This window comes from Paraburkholderia kururiensis JCM 10599 = LMG 19447 (genome assembly GCF_003986935.1).
GTDB lineage: Bacteria > Pseudomonadota > Gammaproteobacteria > Burkholderiales > Burkholderiaceae > Paraburkholderia > Paraburkholderia kururiensis.
The window spans coordinates 43,612-59,759 of record NZ_RJZE01000034.1; the positions used below are offsets into that span (position 1 = coordinate 43,612).

The window sequence follows — 16,148 nt, forward strand, 5'->3', positions numbered from 1 at the left end:
AAGTATATCGGGAATAGCGATAAATTCAAGATATCGGCATTGGCGATATTTCTGGAATATCGGAATGACCGATAGCCGCCATCCGGTGTATCCGCTCAATCCGACGGTGCGTGCCAGTACACGTCCAGTCCCATCAGCGTGGTCAGCATGTTCGCGGCTTCCTTCATTTTTTCGCCGACCTCGGCAATCGACGGCACGGGCGCGTTGTCGATGCGCTCGATATAAGGCGTCGTCAACGACGCGATGGCGTGTCCGTCGCGGCCGAATACCGGGTAGGCGAGGTTGCGCACGCCCTTCACCTGGCGGCTCGGCATGCGCGCGAAACCGCGCTGCCGGATGAGGTCGAGTTCATGCGCAAGCGCCGGCGCATCGACTTCGAGTTCGCCATCCACGGGTACGTGCAGGGCGAGCATGCGCTCGCGCTCCGTCGGGTCCTGGAACGCCATCAGCACCTGGCCCGATGCCGTGTCCGTCATGCCGATGAGCGTGCCCACCTTCAGCGAGAAACCCCAGCGCTCGGGGCTTTCCACTCCCGCCACGATGATTACGCGCCCCGCCTGATAGACGCACAGATGAAACGACTGCCGCACGTCGTTCGCGAGTTGCGTCAGCAGCGGCAACGCCGTGGACACGAGCGAACGCACGGGTTGATGCCGGTGCGCGAGCCGAAACAGCAGCAGTGAGAGCGCGTAGCGTTCGCCGTTCGCAATCAGGTAGCCGCGGGTCTCCAGCGTCACGACCATCCGGAAGATTTCGTTCGTCGTGCGGCCAAGCGCGCGGCCAAGCTCGACGAGCGACAGGCCCTCGGGATGGTTGGCCAGCAGTTCGATGATGTCGAGGCCCTTTTCGAGAGCCGGTGCCGAGTAGCGCGTCGTGTCCAACGTAGTGTCCTTCGCAGATGCCGGGGAAAGGTTCGGATGTCGCCCGGGGTCGATTGTAGTGCCGCACCGCGGGCCGCCGGAGCCGATACACCGATGCGCAAGCACGCCGAGGGGGCGGGAAAACACCGACCATCATTTTATGTATGAAAGAGAATTTTATAAATAAAATATCGTACAGGGGATCAGGCACAGTGCAGGGTCAAGATGCAGGGCCAAAGCGCAGGGGCGCAGCCGGGGTCGCGACGCATCGTGCGCCCGGTCCGTTGCAGACGCAGTTCCGCTGGAGGAGACGCACGCATGGCCGAGGTGGTGTTCGAGCAGGTTCAGAAGTCGTTCGGCGCGGTGCCGGTGCTCAAGCGCATCGACCTGACCGTGCGCAATGGCGAGTTCCTCGTACTGGTGGGCCCGAGCGGATGCGGCAAGTCCACGCTGCTGCGGGCGCTGGCGGGCCTGGATGGCGTGACGCACGGGCGCATCCTGATCGACGGCCGCGTGGTCAACAGCTTGCCGCCCAAGGAACGCGACATCGCGATGGTGTTCCAGAACTACGCGCTCTATCCGCATATGAGCGTGCTGGAAAACCTCACCTTCGCGCTGAAGCTGCGCGACCTGAAACCGCAAGAGATCGATGCGCGCGCCCGCGAAGCCGTGGCGATTCTCGGGCTGGAAGGTGTGCTGGACCGTTATCCGCGCCATCTGTCGGGCGGGCAGCGGCAGCGCGTGGCGATGGGCCGGGCGATCGTGCGCGACCCGAAGGTCTTTCTGTTCGACGAACCGTTGTCGAATCTGGATGCGAAGCTGCGCGTGCAGATGCGTGCCGAAATCCGCGCGCTGCACCAGCGGCTCAAGGCGACCACCGTGTACGTGACGCACGATCAGATCGAGGCGATGACCATGGCCGACCGCATCGTCGTGCTGAACGGCGGGGCCATTGAACAGATCGGCGCTCCGCTCGACCTGTACGACGATCCCGACAACCTGTTCGTCGCGGGCTTCATTGGCTCGCCTGCCATGAACCGCTTCAGCGGCATCTATGAGCGCACCGGTGAGGGCGCGCGGGTGCGTATCGGCGACAGCGCACTGGCCGCGCCGGTGGTGGCAGCGGCCTCGGGGCAGCGTGTGACCGTGGGCGTGCGGCCCGAGCATCTGGCGCCGCATCGGGAGCCCGACACGGCCGGCAGTCTGCCGTTCTGCGTCGACGTGGTGGAACCCACGGGCGCGGCAACCGAACTGTTCGGCACGATCGCGAGCGAGCGGTGCTGCGTGCTGGTGAACGGCCGCGCTGCGTTGAAGCCTGGCAATGTCACGACGCTGCACGCGGCGCCGGAGCACGTGTATCTGTTTGACGAGGAAAGCGGCCGACGTCTTCGTTGAAGGGGCCGCCCTGCGTGCCGGCGCGAGTCGCAAGGGCAACGCAGAGCGACAGGAACACCCGGAACAGCGAAGCGGTACGACGCATGGCATGACAACCCGCAACAGCAAAGCCGTCGCGGCACGACGGCCAACACAAGGAGACGCAACATGTCGGGCTGCAACAGGAGGAAGGCTGCGCACGGTGCGATCGTGCGGGCGGTGGTGTCGGTACTGGCGTTGGCGGGCATTGTCGCTGCCGGCGCGGCGCATGCCGACAACGAATACAAGGGCTACACGCTGCGCGTAAAGCTGATAGGCGGCGTGCAGTACGAGGCGCTCTATACGCGTATTCCGCTGTGGGAAAAGCAGACCGGCGCGAAGGTGGAGATCGTGTCGCGCAAGAGCCATTTCGAGCTCGATCGCGAACTGAAACAGGACATCGCGTCGAATCACATCGACTACTGCGTGTCGTCGAATCACACCAACTTCGCCGCGCAGTATCCGATCTTCCGTGACCTGAAGGGCCTTTTCCCCGCGGACTATCTCGCGCAATTTGCGCCGAGCCTGCTCAAGCAGTCGGAAGTGAAGGGGCATCTCGTGCAGATTCCGCGCTCGACGGACATCGAGGCGCTCTACTACGACAAGACCGTCTTCGACGATCCCGCCACCCAGGCCGCTTACCGCAAGCAGTTCAACGAAGCGCTGGCGCCGCCGAAGAATTTCGTTGAATTCGCGCAGCAGGCGAAGTTCTTCACGAAGGCGCCTGGCTTCTACGGCACGCAATTCCCCGGCAAGGACGAGGCGCTGACCGGCACGTTCTATTCGCTGCTCGTCGCGAACGGCGGCCAGTTGCTCGACGCGAAAATGCGGCCCGTGTTCAACTCGCCCGAGGGCGTGAAGACGCTCGACTGGTTCGTCGACCTCTACAAGACCGGCGCCGTGCCGAAGGGTGCGCCGAACTACGTGTGGGACGACCTGGGCAACAACTTCGCCGCGGGCAAAGTGGCGCTGGACATGGACTGGCCCGGCTTCGCGTCGTTCTACAACGACCCGAAGACCTCGAAGCTTTCGGGCAACGTCGGCGTGGTGCGCGCACCGCTTGGTGCGGCCGGCAAGCGCCCGGGCTGGTCGGGCTCGCACAGTTTCTCGATCACGAAGACATGCAACCGGCCCGACATCGCGGCGAGCTTCATCGAGTTCCTGACAAGCCATGATTCGCAGATGGTGGAGGCGCGCCTCGGCACCATTCCGTCGCGGCTCGACGCGCAGCGCGACGCCGTGAAGGAGTTTCAGGCGAAGCACGACGACTACATGGCGAACGCGATCGCCGTGTTCAGTGCCGCGGCGAAGGACGATTCGTTCACGCCGCCGCGCATCGCGCAATGGAACGAGATCTCCAACGCCCTGTGGCCCGAACTGCAGAAGGCGATTATCGGCGACAAGAGTTCGAAAGCGGCGCTCGACGATGCCGCGAAAAAAGTCTCGGACATCATGCAGGACGCGGCCCAGGACGAGTGACCGATCTCACCTGCCGACAAATGGCGAACCTCGAACGACAGGACGGCGACGACATGCACCCCGGCAATTCACCGCTCACACGGCGCGCGCTTTACGCGCCACAGGTCGTGCGCGAGCGCTTCTCGCTGCCCGCGAAGCTGCTGTTGCCGGCGTTTCTTTCGGTCGCGATCGTCGTCGTGCTGCCGCTGCTGTTTTCGCTGTACACGAGCTTCACGTCGTACCGGCTCACGGATCCGGCCACGCTCACGCACTTCATCGGCTGGCGCAATTACGCGCGTGCGCTCGCCAACGGCGACTTCTGGTCGGCGTTCGGCCGCACGGTGCTGTTTCTCACGGTCGCGTTGAACCTGGAGATGCTGCTGGGCCTCGGCATCGCGTTGCTGCTGAACCGCGTAACGGCAGGGCAGCGCGCGCTGCGCACCGTGATGATGTTCCCGATGATGTTTTCGCCGGTGCTGGTGGGGTTCCAGTTCAAGTTCATGCTGAACGACAGCACCGGCGTGATCAATCATCTGCTTCAGTCGGTGTTCGGCATAGAGACGTCGGTGCCGTTTCTCGTCAATGAACACCTGGCGCTCGCCTCGCTGATCGTCGCGGAAGTGTGGAACTCGACGCCTGTGTTCGCCGTGATCCTGCTCGCGGGGCTCATGGCGCTGCCGAAAGATCCCGTCGAGGCGTCGAAGGTGGATGGCTGCACGCCGTGGCAGACCTTCCGCTACGTGACGCTGCCGTACCTCATGCCGTTCATCTATATCGCGATGACCATCCGCTCGCTCGACGTGGGCCGCGCCTACGACATCGTGCGGATCATGACGAACGGCGGCCCCGGAGGCCGCACCGAACTGCTGTGGACCATGGTGGGCCGCATCGCCTACGACGACTCGCACATGGGCTACGCGAACGCGATCGGCTACGTGTCGGTGCTCGTGTCGATTCTCTTCACGCTGTACTTCTTTCGCAAACTCAATGCCGCTCGGCGGCACATGGGACCGGCATAGATGAACGAGCCACAAGCTGCCCAACCCTTGCTCCTCGCATCGGCCCCGTTTCCGTGGGGCGCGGCCTTGAAGCGCTGCGCGCTGTGGGTGGGCGTATTCGCCGTGATGTGCGTGATCTGCCTGCCCGGGCTCTGGGTCGTGCTCAATGCGTTTCGCCCTAACGTGGCGATTCTCTCCAACGAGTCGCCGTTTGTGGCGAGCAGCTACACGCTCGACAACTTCCGTGCGATGTTCGGCTTCGGCGCCATGGCGTCACTGCCCATCGCGAAGTACTTCGTGAATTCGCTGATCATTTCGAGCGTCAGCACGGCCGCGGCGCTCGTGATCGGCGTGCTGGGCGGCTATGCGTTCGCGCGCTTCGAGTTCCGCCGCAAGAACGTGCTGTTCGTGCTGCTCATGTTGACGCGGGCCATTCCCGGCATCGCGCTCTCGCTGCCTATCTTCATGCTGTGGGCCTGGACCGGGCTGCTCGACACGCGCCTCGGCGTGATCGTGGTCTACCTCGCGATGAACGTGCCGTTCACGGTGTGGCTCATCGACGGGTTCTTTCGCGAAGTGCCGATCGAACTCTCGCAGGCCGCGCTGATCGACGGCTGCACGCGCTGGCAGGCGTTCTGGCGCGTGGAGTTGCCGCTTGCGCGTTCGGGTATCGCGTCGGCCGGCATCTTTTCGTTCCTCACGAGCTGGAACGAATTCGCGCTCGCCACCCAGCTGTGCCGCAGCCCCGAAACCAAGACGCTGCCCGTGGGGCTGATGGACTACACCGCGCAGTTTTCGGTGGACTGGGCGGGCATGTGCGCGATGGCGGTGGTCATCATCGTGCCCGCCATCGTGCTGACGTTCATCGTGCAGAAACATCTGATCGCCGGGCTCACGCTGGGCGGCGTGAAAGGCTGAGACGCTGAGGCGCTGAGATGTTGCAGCGCCGGGCGACGCGGCGTGACCATTCCCGTTCGGAGACGAATGTCCATGACAAGAATCGATGCGGTCGAAATCCGCCAGGTAGATCTGCAGCCGAAGGTCAAGCGCACCGACGCGATCCAGTCGTTCGTCGTGCAGGAAACCGTGCTCGTGACGATTCGCTGCGACGACGGCAGCAGCGGAACCGGCTATACGTACACCATCGGCACCGGCGGGTCGTCGGTGGTCGCGCTGCTGCGCGATCACCTGGCGCCGCGCATCATCGGCCGTGACCCGGCTGCGTTCGAGGCGATCTGGCGCGACCTGCTGTTTCATACGCACGCAACCGCGGTGGGCGCGATCACGAGCCTCGCGCTGGCCGCCATCGATACCGCGCTGTGGGACCGCAACACGCGCGTCGCAGGTGTGCCGCTGTGGGTTGCGGCAGGCGGTGCGAAACCGCGCACGAAAACGTATTCGACCGAGGGCGGCTGGCTTCATCTGTCTACGCAAGAACTCGTCGAGCAGACATTGCAGGCGCGCGCGGACGGTTTTCGCGGCGCGAAGCTGAAAGTGGGGCGGCCGCACGTTTCGGAGGACGTGCGTCGCCTCGAAGCCGTGCGCGAAGCCGTGGGCGAGGGCTTCGAGCTCATGACCGACGCCAATCAGGGCTTCACGTTTCAGGAAGCGCTGCGGCGCGCGCACGCATTCGAGCCGTTTCGCCCTGGCTGGCTCGAGGAGCCGATGCCCGCGGAGAACGTGGATGCGCATCGCCGGCTCTCGCTTGCGACGAGCGTGCCGGTCGCCGTGGGCGAGTCGCTGTATCACCTGGGCCAGTTCGGCGAATACGTGAAGGCCGATGCCTGCGCGATCGTGCAGGCCGACGTCGCCCGCGTGGGCGGCATTACACCGTGGCTGAAGGTTGCGCATATGGCCGAGGCGCTCAACCTCGACATCTGTCCGCACTTTCTGATGGAACTGCACGTGAGCCTGTGCGCGGCGGTGCCGAACGCGAGCTGGCTGGAGTACATTCCGCAACTGGATTCGTTGACGACGAACCGCGTGCGTATCGAAGACGGTCACGCCTATGCTCCGGACGAACCGGGCCTTGGCATCGAGTGGGACTGGGACGCGGTTCGCGCGGCCGCGCACGTGGAATTCACCGTCGACGCATCGAACCTGCAAACCGCATAGAGAGGACGTATGCGAAAGATGGCGATGGTGGTGGGAATCCGGCCGGAACAGATCGCGGAGTACCGGCGGCTGCACGCGCAAGTGTGGCCCGCGGTGCTCGAACGGATCCGGCAAAGCAACATACGCAACTACTCGATCTTCCTGCGCGAGCCGGAAAACATGTTGTTCGGCTACTGGGAATACCATGGCGACGACTTCGCCGCCGACATGGCCGCAATGGCCGCCGACCCCGAGACCCAGCGCTGGTGGACGCTGACCGACCCGTGCCAGATGCGCCTTGCCGGAACGCCCGAAGGCGAGCAGTGGGCGATGATGGAACAGGTTTTCGACCTCGATCCGCAAGACTGAAACGCCCGCGCGGGGCATGTCGAAGCGCGTCGAATCCACTAACCCGATCTCACCGCGCTTGCGCATGCCGGCAAGCGCCTTCTGCCTCCTCCCTTCCTGAGACGCGATGTCTCATAGCCGGCAGACCGCCCGATGCGCGGTCTGCCGGCTCCAGCTCGCCCATTTCTTCCCGCGGCCGACAAGTTTGAGCCATATCAACAGGTACGAGCCGTGAAATCCACAGCATGAACGGATACCGGCACGACCGTTTTCGCCACGCCGCGCAGGGTGCGTGCGCGCGTTTGCGGGGCGAGCAAGGGCGGTACGGGGCAACGCAGCACAACGCGAAACAACGTGGAGTGACGTCATGAAAGCCAGGCTTCATGGCCGGCGGCATCGCCGCGCGACCCGGTGGTTCCATGCGCTCGTCTTGAGCTTCGCCTTTGCGACCGCCGTGACGTGGCTGGGCGCTACCTACGATCATCCCGTGGATGCCGCGATCGTGGCCGGCATGAACGCGCCCGAATGCGCGAGCGTGCAAGCGATACCGGCCGGCTCGCTGTTCGCGTCCCGCGAACCGGAGAGCGCCGTTTGCCGGTCCTTTTTCCGCTATCGCGTGTCGTTTGCGGACGCGGCACACGACGCGCCGTCCTACCAGGCGCGCGTGCTCCAGCAGCGCGTCGAAGAGTTCTGGCTCCTGATCGGCTACGTCCTTGCCCTGTGGTTCGTGGTCGTCTGCCTGATCGCGGCCGCCGCGCTGGTCCTGAGGAAGATCGTGCGGCACACGAACCTCCATCATCCATAACGAAAGGGCTCGTTCTCCATGTCCCTCACCCTGCCTGTCTCCGCAGACCGCCTGCGCCGTGTCTGCGACCCGCAACAATTCAGCTTTGCAACCACGGCCGATCTGCCCGATCCGCCGGATATCGTCGGTCAGCAACGTGCCGTGGACGCCATTCGCTTCGGCATCGAAATGGCCCACGACGGCTATAACCTCATCGTGCTGGGGCCGTCGGGCTCGGGCAAGCACACGGTGCTCGAGCAGTTTCTGAAGCAGCGCGCGAGGACGCAGCCCGCGCCGGACGGCTGGTGCTACGTCAACAACTTCGCCCAGCCGCACAAGCCGCGTGCGCTTCGTATGCCGCCTGGCCGCGCGAGCAAATTGCAGCGGGACATGTACCAGCTCGTGGAAGAGCTGCGGCTCGCCATTCCCGCATCGTTCGAAAGCGACGCGTATCGCGCGCGGGCCGAACAGATCGACTCCGAATTCGCCACGCTCCAGGAGAAGGCCTTCACCACGCTGGGCGACGATGCGGCCGAACAGAACGTGGCGCTCGTGCGCACGCCGCTCGGTTTTTCGCTTGCGCCCATGCACGACGGGGAAACGTTCAGCGAAAAGGAATATCAGGAGCTTGCGCAGGAACGGCGAAGCGCCTTCGACACGGCGCTTGCCGCGTTGCAGGAGCGGCTCGAGCGGCTGCTGCGCCAGGTGCCCGTCTGGCAGAAGGAGCGGCGTGAACGGCTGCGCGCGCTGAACCGCGAGGTCGCCATGGCCGCGGTGGCGCATCTCGTGGACGAGGTCCGGCAACGCTATGCCGATCTGCCGCACGTGCTGACGTATCTCGATGCCGTGCAACTGGACGTGCTCGACAGCGTCGACGAATTCCGCAAAGGCCCGGACGGCGATGCGGCGCCGGGCAACGAATCGTTCTCGCGCTATCAGGTCAACGTGCTGCTCGACCACGAGGGCGACGCCGGCGCGCCGGTCGTGTTCCAGGACTTCCCGTCCTACCAGAACCTGATTGGCCGGGCGGAGCATCGGGCGCTGCTCGGCACGCTCGTCACCGACTTCACGCTCATCAAGCCAGGCGACCTGCATCGCGCGAACGGCGGCTATCTGCTGCTCGAAGTCGACAAGGTGCTGCGTCAGCCCTTTTCCTGGGAAGGGCTGAAGCGCGCGCTCTTCAAGCACGAGATCCGCATCGAATCGCTCGCGGAAATGTACAGCATGGTCAGCACCGTTTCGCTGGAGCCCGAGCCGGTGCCGCTCGACGTGAAGGTGATCCTGTTTGGTGAGCGCTGGCTCTATTACCTGCTTTACGAACTGGACCCCGACTTTTGCGAGCTGTTCAAGGTGCCCGCCGATTTCGAAGACGACCTGCAGCGCGACGGCCCAAGCCAGATGCTTTACGCGCGGCTCATTGCTTCGGTGGCGCGGCGCCAGCAACTGCTGCCGCTCGATGCCGGTGCCGTGGCGCGCGTGATCGAACAGCAGGCGCGCCACGCGGGCGACGCCGAAAAGCTCTCGCTGCACATGCGCACGCTCGTCGACCTGCTGCGCGAATCGGACTACCGGGCGCGCGAGCGGGGCGCCGCGGTGGTGGCGCGCGAAGACGTGCAGCGTGCGCTCGACACGCAGGTGGCACGCTGCGACCGCGTCCGCTCGCGCCTCGCGGAAGAGACGTTGCGCGGCACGCTGCTCATCGACAGCAGCGGGGAGCGGCCGGGCCAGGTCAACGGTCTGTGGGTGGCCGAAATGGGCGGCTTCACCTTCGGGCACCCCGCGCGCATCACGGCGCGCACGCACGCGGGCGAGGGGCAGGTCATCGACATCCAGCGCGAGGCGAAGCTGGCGGGCGCGGTGCACTCGAAAGCGGTGCTCATCCTGTCGTCGTTTCTCACGGCACGTTATTGCGGCGACCAGCCCGTCCCGCTCGCCGCGAGCCTCACGTTCGAGCAGACCTACGGCCAGGTGGAGGGCGACAGTGCATCCGTGGCGGAGCTATGCGCGCTGCTTTCCTCGCTCGCGGATGTGCCCGTGAAGCAGTCGCTGGCCGTGACGGGATCGGTGAACCAGCATGGCGAGGTGCAGGCGATCGGCGGGGTCAACGAGAAGATCGAAGGGTTCTTCGATCTGTGCCGCGCGCGCGGACTGACCGGCGAGCAGGGCGTGATCATCCCGCAGGCCAACGTGAAGCACCTGATGCTGCGCGAGGACGTGGTGGAAGCCGCGGCCGCGGGGCAGTTCCACATCTACGCGATTGCAACGGTGGATGAAGCGATCGGCCTGCTGACGGGCTTACCGGCAGGCGAAGCCGACGCGCAGGGCAATTTCCCGGCGCAAAGCGTGAATGCGCGCGTGTGCGCCAAGCTGGCCGCCTTCGCCGAGGGCCGGCGTGCTCTCGTCCTGCATCCGTCCTACGCCTTCACCACGCGAAAACGCTGGAGGTCGTTGCCGGTTGGCCATACGCTCGCGGCGGCCAAGCCGCGCGGGGAGGGCGGCAGGGGGAGCGGAGGGCGCTGATAGCGTGGAAAGCGCACAAGCGAGCGTCACACCACGGCGAAACAGGGTTTGTCAGGATGCGGCCGGTCGTTCTATTTGACGATAAAAAAGCAGAGAGGCTGAGATTGGCGGCGCAAGCAGCGCTCGCACGAAGCCTGGAACGACCTGCAAGGAACCGCATGATGGCCTGGGGTGGCCGGCGATGAAAGGGCTCAACGAAATTTTCGCGACGGTGCAGTCGCATCTGCTGACGCAAGGGGCCATTTCCGAGGACGAAAGCGGCAGTTGCCGACTTCGGGGACGCTACGGACACCGATGCGCCATCGGGGTGCTCATCAACGACGAGTACTACAGCTACGCGTTGGAAGGTCTTGGGATCGGCTACTACACGGCGGGGCAGGACGGCCCGTTGCTGCACGCGTTGACGAGGTCGGGCGTGGACGCGTACGAACCGCGAGTCGCCGCGCTGCTGCACGATCTTGAAGATTTGCACGATGCCGGGCAGGTGGCCGAGTGGCGGGCGCAACTCGACGAGATCGCGCGGCGGCACGCCATCGGCTGCGCAGGGCCGCTCAGCTGACCGCCGAACCTGACGAACCTCACGGAACCTGACGAACCACCGCGGCATGCCGGCGTGATTCCGGCATGCATCTCCTGTTGCGCGCGCAACCCGCGCAACCAGCCAGACGGCGGCCGGGCGCCGCCGCGCGCATGCCGAAAATAGCCTCAGCCCAGGGAAAACCACGGCGCGCAAGGCAAGGATTTCCGCCTGCCGCGTAAGAAGTCAGTCAGCATCCGTGGCGAGAATGAGGCGTCCCATGCAGAACAATCGAGGAGACCTCAAATGGACGATCCCCTGATCGCAAAGATCCAGGCGCACCCCGGGTACGCCGAACTGAAACGAAGGCGTAACGGCCTCGGGCTGCTGCTGATCACCCTGATGCTGCTCGTCTACTACGGCTACATCGCCCTTATCGCGTTCGACAAGTCGTTCCTCGCACGCCCCATCGGCACCGGCGTCACGACGGTTGGCATCCCCGTCGGCGTGGCACTGATCGTCTTTACGGTCGTCATCACCGGCATCTACGTGCGCCGGGCCAACAGCGAATACGACCGCATGACGCAGGACATTCTCAGGGACGTTGCGAAATGAACAGGAAACATCTCATCAGCCTTGCCGCGTTCGCGGCCCTTTCGTGGACGGGCGTGGCGCTGGCTGCAGGCGGCGACGTCGGACAAACCACGCGGCAGGCCACCAACACCACGGCCATCGTTCTCTTTGCGCTCTTCGTATCCGGCACGCTCTGGATCACGAAGTGGGCCGCTTCACGCACGCGCTCGGCCGCCGACTTTTATACGGCGGGCGGCGGCATCACCGGCTTCCAGAACGGCCTCGCCATTGCGGGCGACTACATGTCCGCGGCCTCCTTTCTGGGCATTTCCGCCGCGGTGATGACGAGCGGCTACGACGGGCTCATCTACTCGATCGGCTTCCTGGTGGGCTGGCCCGTCATCACGTTTCTGATGGCCGAACGCCTGCGCAACCTGGGGCGATTCACCTTCGCCGACGTGGCCGGCTACCGCTTCGCGCAGGGCCCCATCCGCACGTTCGCCGCTATCGGCACGCTCGTGGTGGTCGCGTTCTACCTGATCGCGCAGATGGTTGGCGCGGGGCAGCTCATCAAGCTGCTGTTCGGGCTCGACTACTGGGTGGCGGTCGTGATCGTCGGCGGTCTCATGATGGTCTATGTGCTGTTCGGCGGCATGACGGCGACCACGTGGGTGCAGATCATCAAGGCCTGTCTGCTGCTGGCCGGCGTCACGTTCATGGCCATCATGGTCATGTCGCAGTACGGCTTCAGCCCCGAAGCGCTGTTCGCCAAGGGCGTGGAAGTGAAGACGGCCATCGCCGCGGCGGCGGGCAAGTCGCCTGAAGAAGCGGCGAAGATCGGACGCTCCGTGATGGGCCCCGGCGGCTTCATCAAAGACCCCATCTCGGCCATCTCGTTCGGCATGGCGCTGATGTTCGGCACGGCAGGTCTGCCGCACATCCTGATGCGCTTCTTCACCGTGCCGGACGCGAAGGAGGCACGCAAGTCGGTGCTGTGGGCCACCACGTGGATCGGCTACTTCTACATCCTCATCTTCATCATCGGCTTCGGTGCGATCACGCTGGTGCTCACCAATCCGGAACTGGCGGACGTCGCGAAGGGCGTGATCAAGGGCGGGGCCGGTACGGCCAACATGGCGGCCGTGCTCGTGGCGAAGTCCGTGGGCGGCAACGTCTTCTACGGGTTCATCTCCGCTGTGGCGTTCGCGACCATCCTCGCGGTCGTCGCGGGTCTCACGCTTTCGGGTGCGTCTGCGGTTTCGCATGACCTGTACGCCACCGTCTTCCGCGGCGGCAAGGCGGACAGCGCCGACGAACTGCGCGTGTCGCGCGTAACGACCGTGGTGCTCGGCATCGTGGCCGTGGTGCTCGGCATCGCGTTCGAGAAGCAGAACATCGCGTTCATGGTGTCGCTTGCTTTCGCTGTCGCGGCCTCGGCCAATTTCCCCGTGCTGTTCCTCTCCATGCTCTGGAAGGGCTGCACCACGCGCGGCGCGGTGATCGGCGGGTTCCTCGGGCTGATTTCGTCGGTGGGTCTGACCATCGTGTCGCCTTCGGTGTGGGAAGCCACGCTGGGTTATCCGAAGGGTTCGGCGTGGTTCCCGTACACGTCTCCGGCACTCTTCTCGATGACCATCGGCTTCGTGGGCGTGTGGCTCTTCTCCGTGCTCGACCGCAGCGAGCGGGCAAAGCGTGAGCGCGAGTCGTTCGCCATTCAGCAGGTGCGCTCGGAAACCGGGCTGGGCGCCGCGCGCGCCTCCGGCCACTAAGCGTATTGCCGCAGAGGATCGCTGCAACGGTAAAGGCGTGCGGACCGCATGAGTTGTTTGAAGGCGGTCCGCACGTTTTTCATCTGGACAGGCATCCATGCCGAACGCCTTCAATTTCGCCGCTTCGCCGTTCGATTGCCTGAACGAGGGCGAACGGCGCCTCGTGCGCGATAACGTCGATATCGCGTATTACGCGGAAAACGAGGCCATTCTCGAAGCGGGCGCCACGCCCGCGTATCTCTTCGTCGTAACCAAAGGGTGCGTCACGCAGTACGAAGGCGAGGAGGTCGTGGCGACCTACGGACCGGACGACTGCTTCGACGGACGGGCCCTCGTGGCCGGCAAGTCGGGCAGCCGCTTCGTCGCGACCGAAGAGGTGCTCGCGTACCGCCTCGCACGCCAGACGGTAAAGGACCTGATTGCGTCCAACACCGGTTTTGGCGCGCTGCTTTTCTCGGATATCGGCAGGAAGCTCGGTGTCATCGCGCAGCGGCGCAGCCAGGAGGAGATGCAGTCGCTGCTGCTGGCTCGCGTCGACGCCGCGTTCATCCGGCCGGCGCATTTTGTCGACGCGGGTGCGGACGTGGTCTCCGTCGTCCGGCTTTTTCAGGAGCACAACGTGTCGAGCGTGCTGGTGCGCGACGACACCACCGCGCCGCCGCGGCTTGGCATCTTCACGCGCACGTCGCTGCAACGGGCGATTCTCGACGGCACGCCGCTGGACCGCTTGCCTGTGGGCAGGATGAGCGAATTCACGCTCGTCGCCGTGCCGGTTTCCTCGCAGATCGGCGACGCGCTCACCACGATGCTGCGCCACCGCGTTCATCGTCTCGTCGTCATGCGAGACAACGACGTGGTGGGTCTGCTCGAATCGCTCGACGTCTTCAGCTTTCTCGCCAACCATTCGTTCCTGCTGGCCGAGCAGATCGACATGGCGCGCGATCTGGACGCGCTTGCCCAGGCGGCGTCGAGCGTCACGCGCATGGTGTCGCTGCTGTTTCGGGGCGGCTCACGTGTGGAATTGATCGCGCGCCAGGTGCAGGAGGTGAACGGGCGCCTGTTCGAACGCGCGTGGAAGATGATTGCGCCGCCGGACCTCGTCGCGAACAGCTGCCTGTTCGTCATGGGCAGTGAAGGGCGCGGCGAGCAGTTGCTCAAGACCGATCAGGACAACGCCCTGGTGCTGCGCGATGGATACAGCCCGCCTGCGGACCTGAAGGCGATCGTCGCGCGGTTTTCCGATGCGCTCGCCGCGTTCGGTTATCCGCCGTGCCCGGGCGGCATCATGTTGAGCCGGCCCGACTGGTGCATGCCGGTGAGTGCGTTCGGCCGGCGCATCCGCGAGTGGCTCATCGCTCCGGATGCCGAAGGATTAATGAACCTCGCCATTTTTTTCGACGCGCGTGCCGTGTGCGGAGACGCTGCGCTGCTGGACCCGTTGCGGGCGTCGCTGATCGAGTTCGCACTGGACAGCGAAGTCATGCTCGCGCGGTTTGCGTCGGCAACCGAAGCGTTTGGCAACACGCAGGGATGGTGGAACCGGCTGCTCACCCTCGCCGACGCCGACCGCGGGCTGGACATCAAGAAGGAAGGCATCTTCCCGATCGTGCACGGCGTGCGCAGCCTCGCGCTCGCGTACCGGGTCACGCGCGAGACCGGTACGGTGCAACGGCTCGACGCCTTGATCGCTCATGACGCCGTGAGCGCGGACATGGCTTCGGAACTGACGGAAAGCCTGCATTTTCTGATGGGGCTGCGCCTGAAGGCCGGTCTCACGGAAATCGACGCGCACAAGCCCGTGTCGGGCGAAGTGCAGGTTGGGCATCTGTCGTCGCTGGAGCGTGACCTGCTCAAGGACGCGCTCGGCGTGGTGAAGCGGTTCAGAACGCTGCTGCGGCAGCGCTTCCGGACCGAGTTCCTGTGAGCGGAGCAGGGGCGTGACGCTCGCATCCAGTGCCTGGCTGCAGCCGCTGCGCCGGCAATGGCTTGCGCGTCGGCTGAAGGATCCGGCCTACCGCTTCATGTTCGAGCCGCCGCCACCTGACGAATATGTTGCGCTGGACTGCGAAACAACCGGGCTGGACAGGCGCGCGGACGAAATCATTTCGATCGCGGCGGTCCGCATTGCCGGCAACGTGATCCTGACCAGCCAGCGATTCGAGATGCTGATCCGGCCCACGCGGGACGTTTCGCGTGACAGCGTGCGCGTGCACCGTCTGCGTTCCAGAGACCTGGCCGATGGCGTGCCGGTTGCGCAGGCGCTGGCAGCGCTGCTGCGTTTCATCGGCAGCCGGCCTCTCGTGGGTTATTACCTCGAATTCGATGTGGCGATGCTCGACCGGGTGGCGGTGCCCATGCTGGGTATTGGTCTGCCGCAGCGCAGGATCGAGGTGTCGGCCATGTTCTACGACTACATGTTTCGCCGACTGCCGCCATGGCGCCAGCAAGGCGCGCCGGACATCGACCTGCGCCTTGCGACCATGATGGATGCGCTAGGGCTTCCCATGCGCAACGCGCACGATGCGCTCAACGATGCCGTAATGGCGGCGGAGGCGTTTTTGAAGCTGCGGCGGTGTGGATGAGGCAGGCTGGGGTTAGGTGCAGGGAACGCAGGACGTGGGATATGCAGGACGTCAGATGGACCGGAGTTGAGGGTTTCTCGTTTCCGGTCAGTGAATTTACATAAGATAAATTATCGACATTTAATGTGTAGCGGCTATTTGGTAATGTCCGGTTTGGGCCAGTTAGAAATGTCCGGTTCAGGCCTGCCCGAGGCGCATGCTGTCGACGCGCAATCCGGCGGAGCCTGCCATG

The 16,148-nt window shown here is 64.7% G+C and carries 14 protein-coding genes; 13 read left to right on the plus strand and 1 reads right to left on the minus strand.

The genetic code is table 11. From position 1 onward, the window contains the following. Positions 1-95 precede the first annotated feature (95 nt). Positions 96-881 (minus strand): IclR family transcriptional regulator, encoded by a 786-nt coding sequence (locus PKKP23_RS30325; RefSeq protein WP_126879607.1) that lies wholly within the window; start codon positions 879-881, stop codon positions 96-98. 297 nt (positions 882-1,178) lie between these two features. Between PKKP23_RS30325 and PKKP23_RS30330 the strand changes: the two genes are divergently transcribed. The 13 genes from PKKP23_RS30330 to PKKP23_RS30390 all read left to right on the plus strand — a co-directional run bounded on the left by PKKP23_RS30330 (position 1,179) and on the right by PKKP23_RS30390 (position 15,916). Then, the gene (locus PKKP23_RS30330) at positions 1,179-2,255 is read left to right on the plus strand and encodes an ABC transporter ATP-binding protein (RefSeq protein WP_126879608.1); all 1,077 of its coding nucleotides are present in this window, start codon (positions 1,179-1,181) and stop codon (positions 2,253-2,255) included. Positions 2,256-2,402: 147 nt separating this feature from the next. Next, positions 2,403-3,752 (plus strand): ABC transporter substrate-binding protein, encoded by a 1,350-nt coding sequence (locus tag PKKP23_RS30335; protein WP_126879609.1) that lies wholly within the window; start codon positions 2,403-2,405, stop codon positions 3,750-3,752. A gap of 20 nt (positions 3,753-3,772) precedes the next feature. After that, positions 3,773-4,750 (plus strand): carbohydrate ABC transporter permease, encoded by a 978-nt coding sequence (locus tag PKKP23_RS30340; protein WP_126879622.1) that lies wholly within the window; start codon positions 3,773-3,775, stop codon positions 4,748-4,750. 66 nt (positions 4,751-4,816) lie between these two features. Then, positions 4,817-5,647, plus strand: coding sequence for an ABC transporter permease subunit (locus tag PKKP23_RS30345; RefSeq protein ID WP_026121720.1), 831 nt, complete (start codon positions 4,817-4,819; stop codon positions 5,645-5,647). 72 nt (positions 5,648-5,719) lie between these two features. Next, complete coding sequence (locus PKKP23_RS30350) at positions 5,720-6,844, plus strand: mandelate racemase/muconate lactonizing enzyme family protein (RefSeq protein WP_126879610.1); 1,125 nt, start codon at positions 5,720-5,722, stop codon at positions 6,842-6,844. An 18-nt stretch (positions 6,845-6,862) separates the two neighbouring features. Then, entirely contained in the window at positions 6,863-7,192 is a 330-nt protein-coding gene (locus tag PKKP23_RS30355; RefSeq protein WP_240659202.1) for an L-rhamnose mutarotase, read from the plus strand. Positions 7,193-7,538: 346 nt separating this feature from the next. Then, complete coding sequence (locus tag PKKP23_RS30360) at positions 7,539-7,976, plus strand: hypothetical protein (RefSeq protein WP_126879612.1); 438 nt, start codon at positions 7,539-7,541, stop codon at positions 7,974-7,976. Positions 7,977-7,994: 18 nt separating this feature from the next. Beyond that, complete coding sequence (locus tag PKKP23_RS30365; RefSeq protein WP_126879613.1) at positions 7,995-10,475, plus strand: Lon protease family protein; 2,481 nt, start codon at positions 7,995-7,997, stop codon at positions 10,473-10,475. Between the two features lie 181 nt (positions 10,476-10,656). After that, positions 10,657-11,034 (plus strand): hypothetical protein, encoded by a 378-nt coding sequence (locus tag PKKP23_RS30370; RefSeq protein WP_126879614.1) that lies wholly within the window; start codon positions 10,657-10,659, stop codon positions 11,032-11,034. Between the two features lie 264 nt (positions 11,035-11,298). Continuing rightward, complete coding sequence (locus PKKP23_RS30375) at positions 11,299-11,607, plus strand: DUF485 domain-containing protein (protein ID WP_017776099.1); 309 nt, start codon at positions 11,299-11,301, stop codon at positions 11,605-11,607. Then, a complete protein-coding gene (locus PKKP23_RS30380) occupies positions 11,604-13,334 on the plus strand; it encodes a cation acetate symporter (RefSeq protein ID WP_017776100.1) in 1,731 nt (576 codons plus the stop codon). The genes PKKP23_RS30375 and PKKP23_RS30380 overlap by 4 nt, the downstream gene beginning before the upstream one ends. A 97-nt stretch (positions 13,335-13,431) precedes the next feature. Continuing rightward, positions 13,432-15,258 (plus strand): DUF294 nucleotidyltransferase-like domain-containing protein, encoded by a 1,827-nt coding sequence (locus tag PKKP23_RS30385; RefSeq protein WP_126879615.1) that lies wholly within the window; start codon positions 13,432-13,434, stop codon positions 15,256-15,258. A 13-nt stretch (positions 15,259-15,271) separates the two neighbouring features. Further along, entirely contained in the window at positions 15,272-15,916 is a 645-nt protein-coding gene (locus PKKP23_RS30390) for a 3'-5' exonuclease (protein WP_126879616.1), read from the plus strand. Positions 15,917-16,148 lie beyond the last annotated feature (232 nt).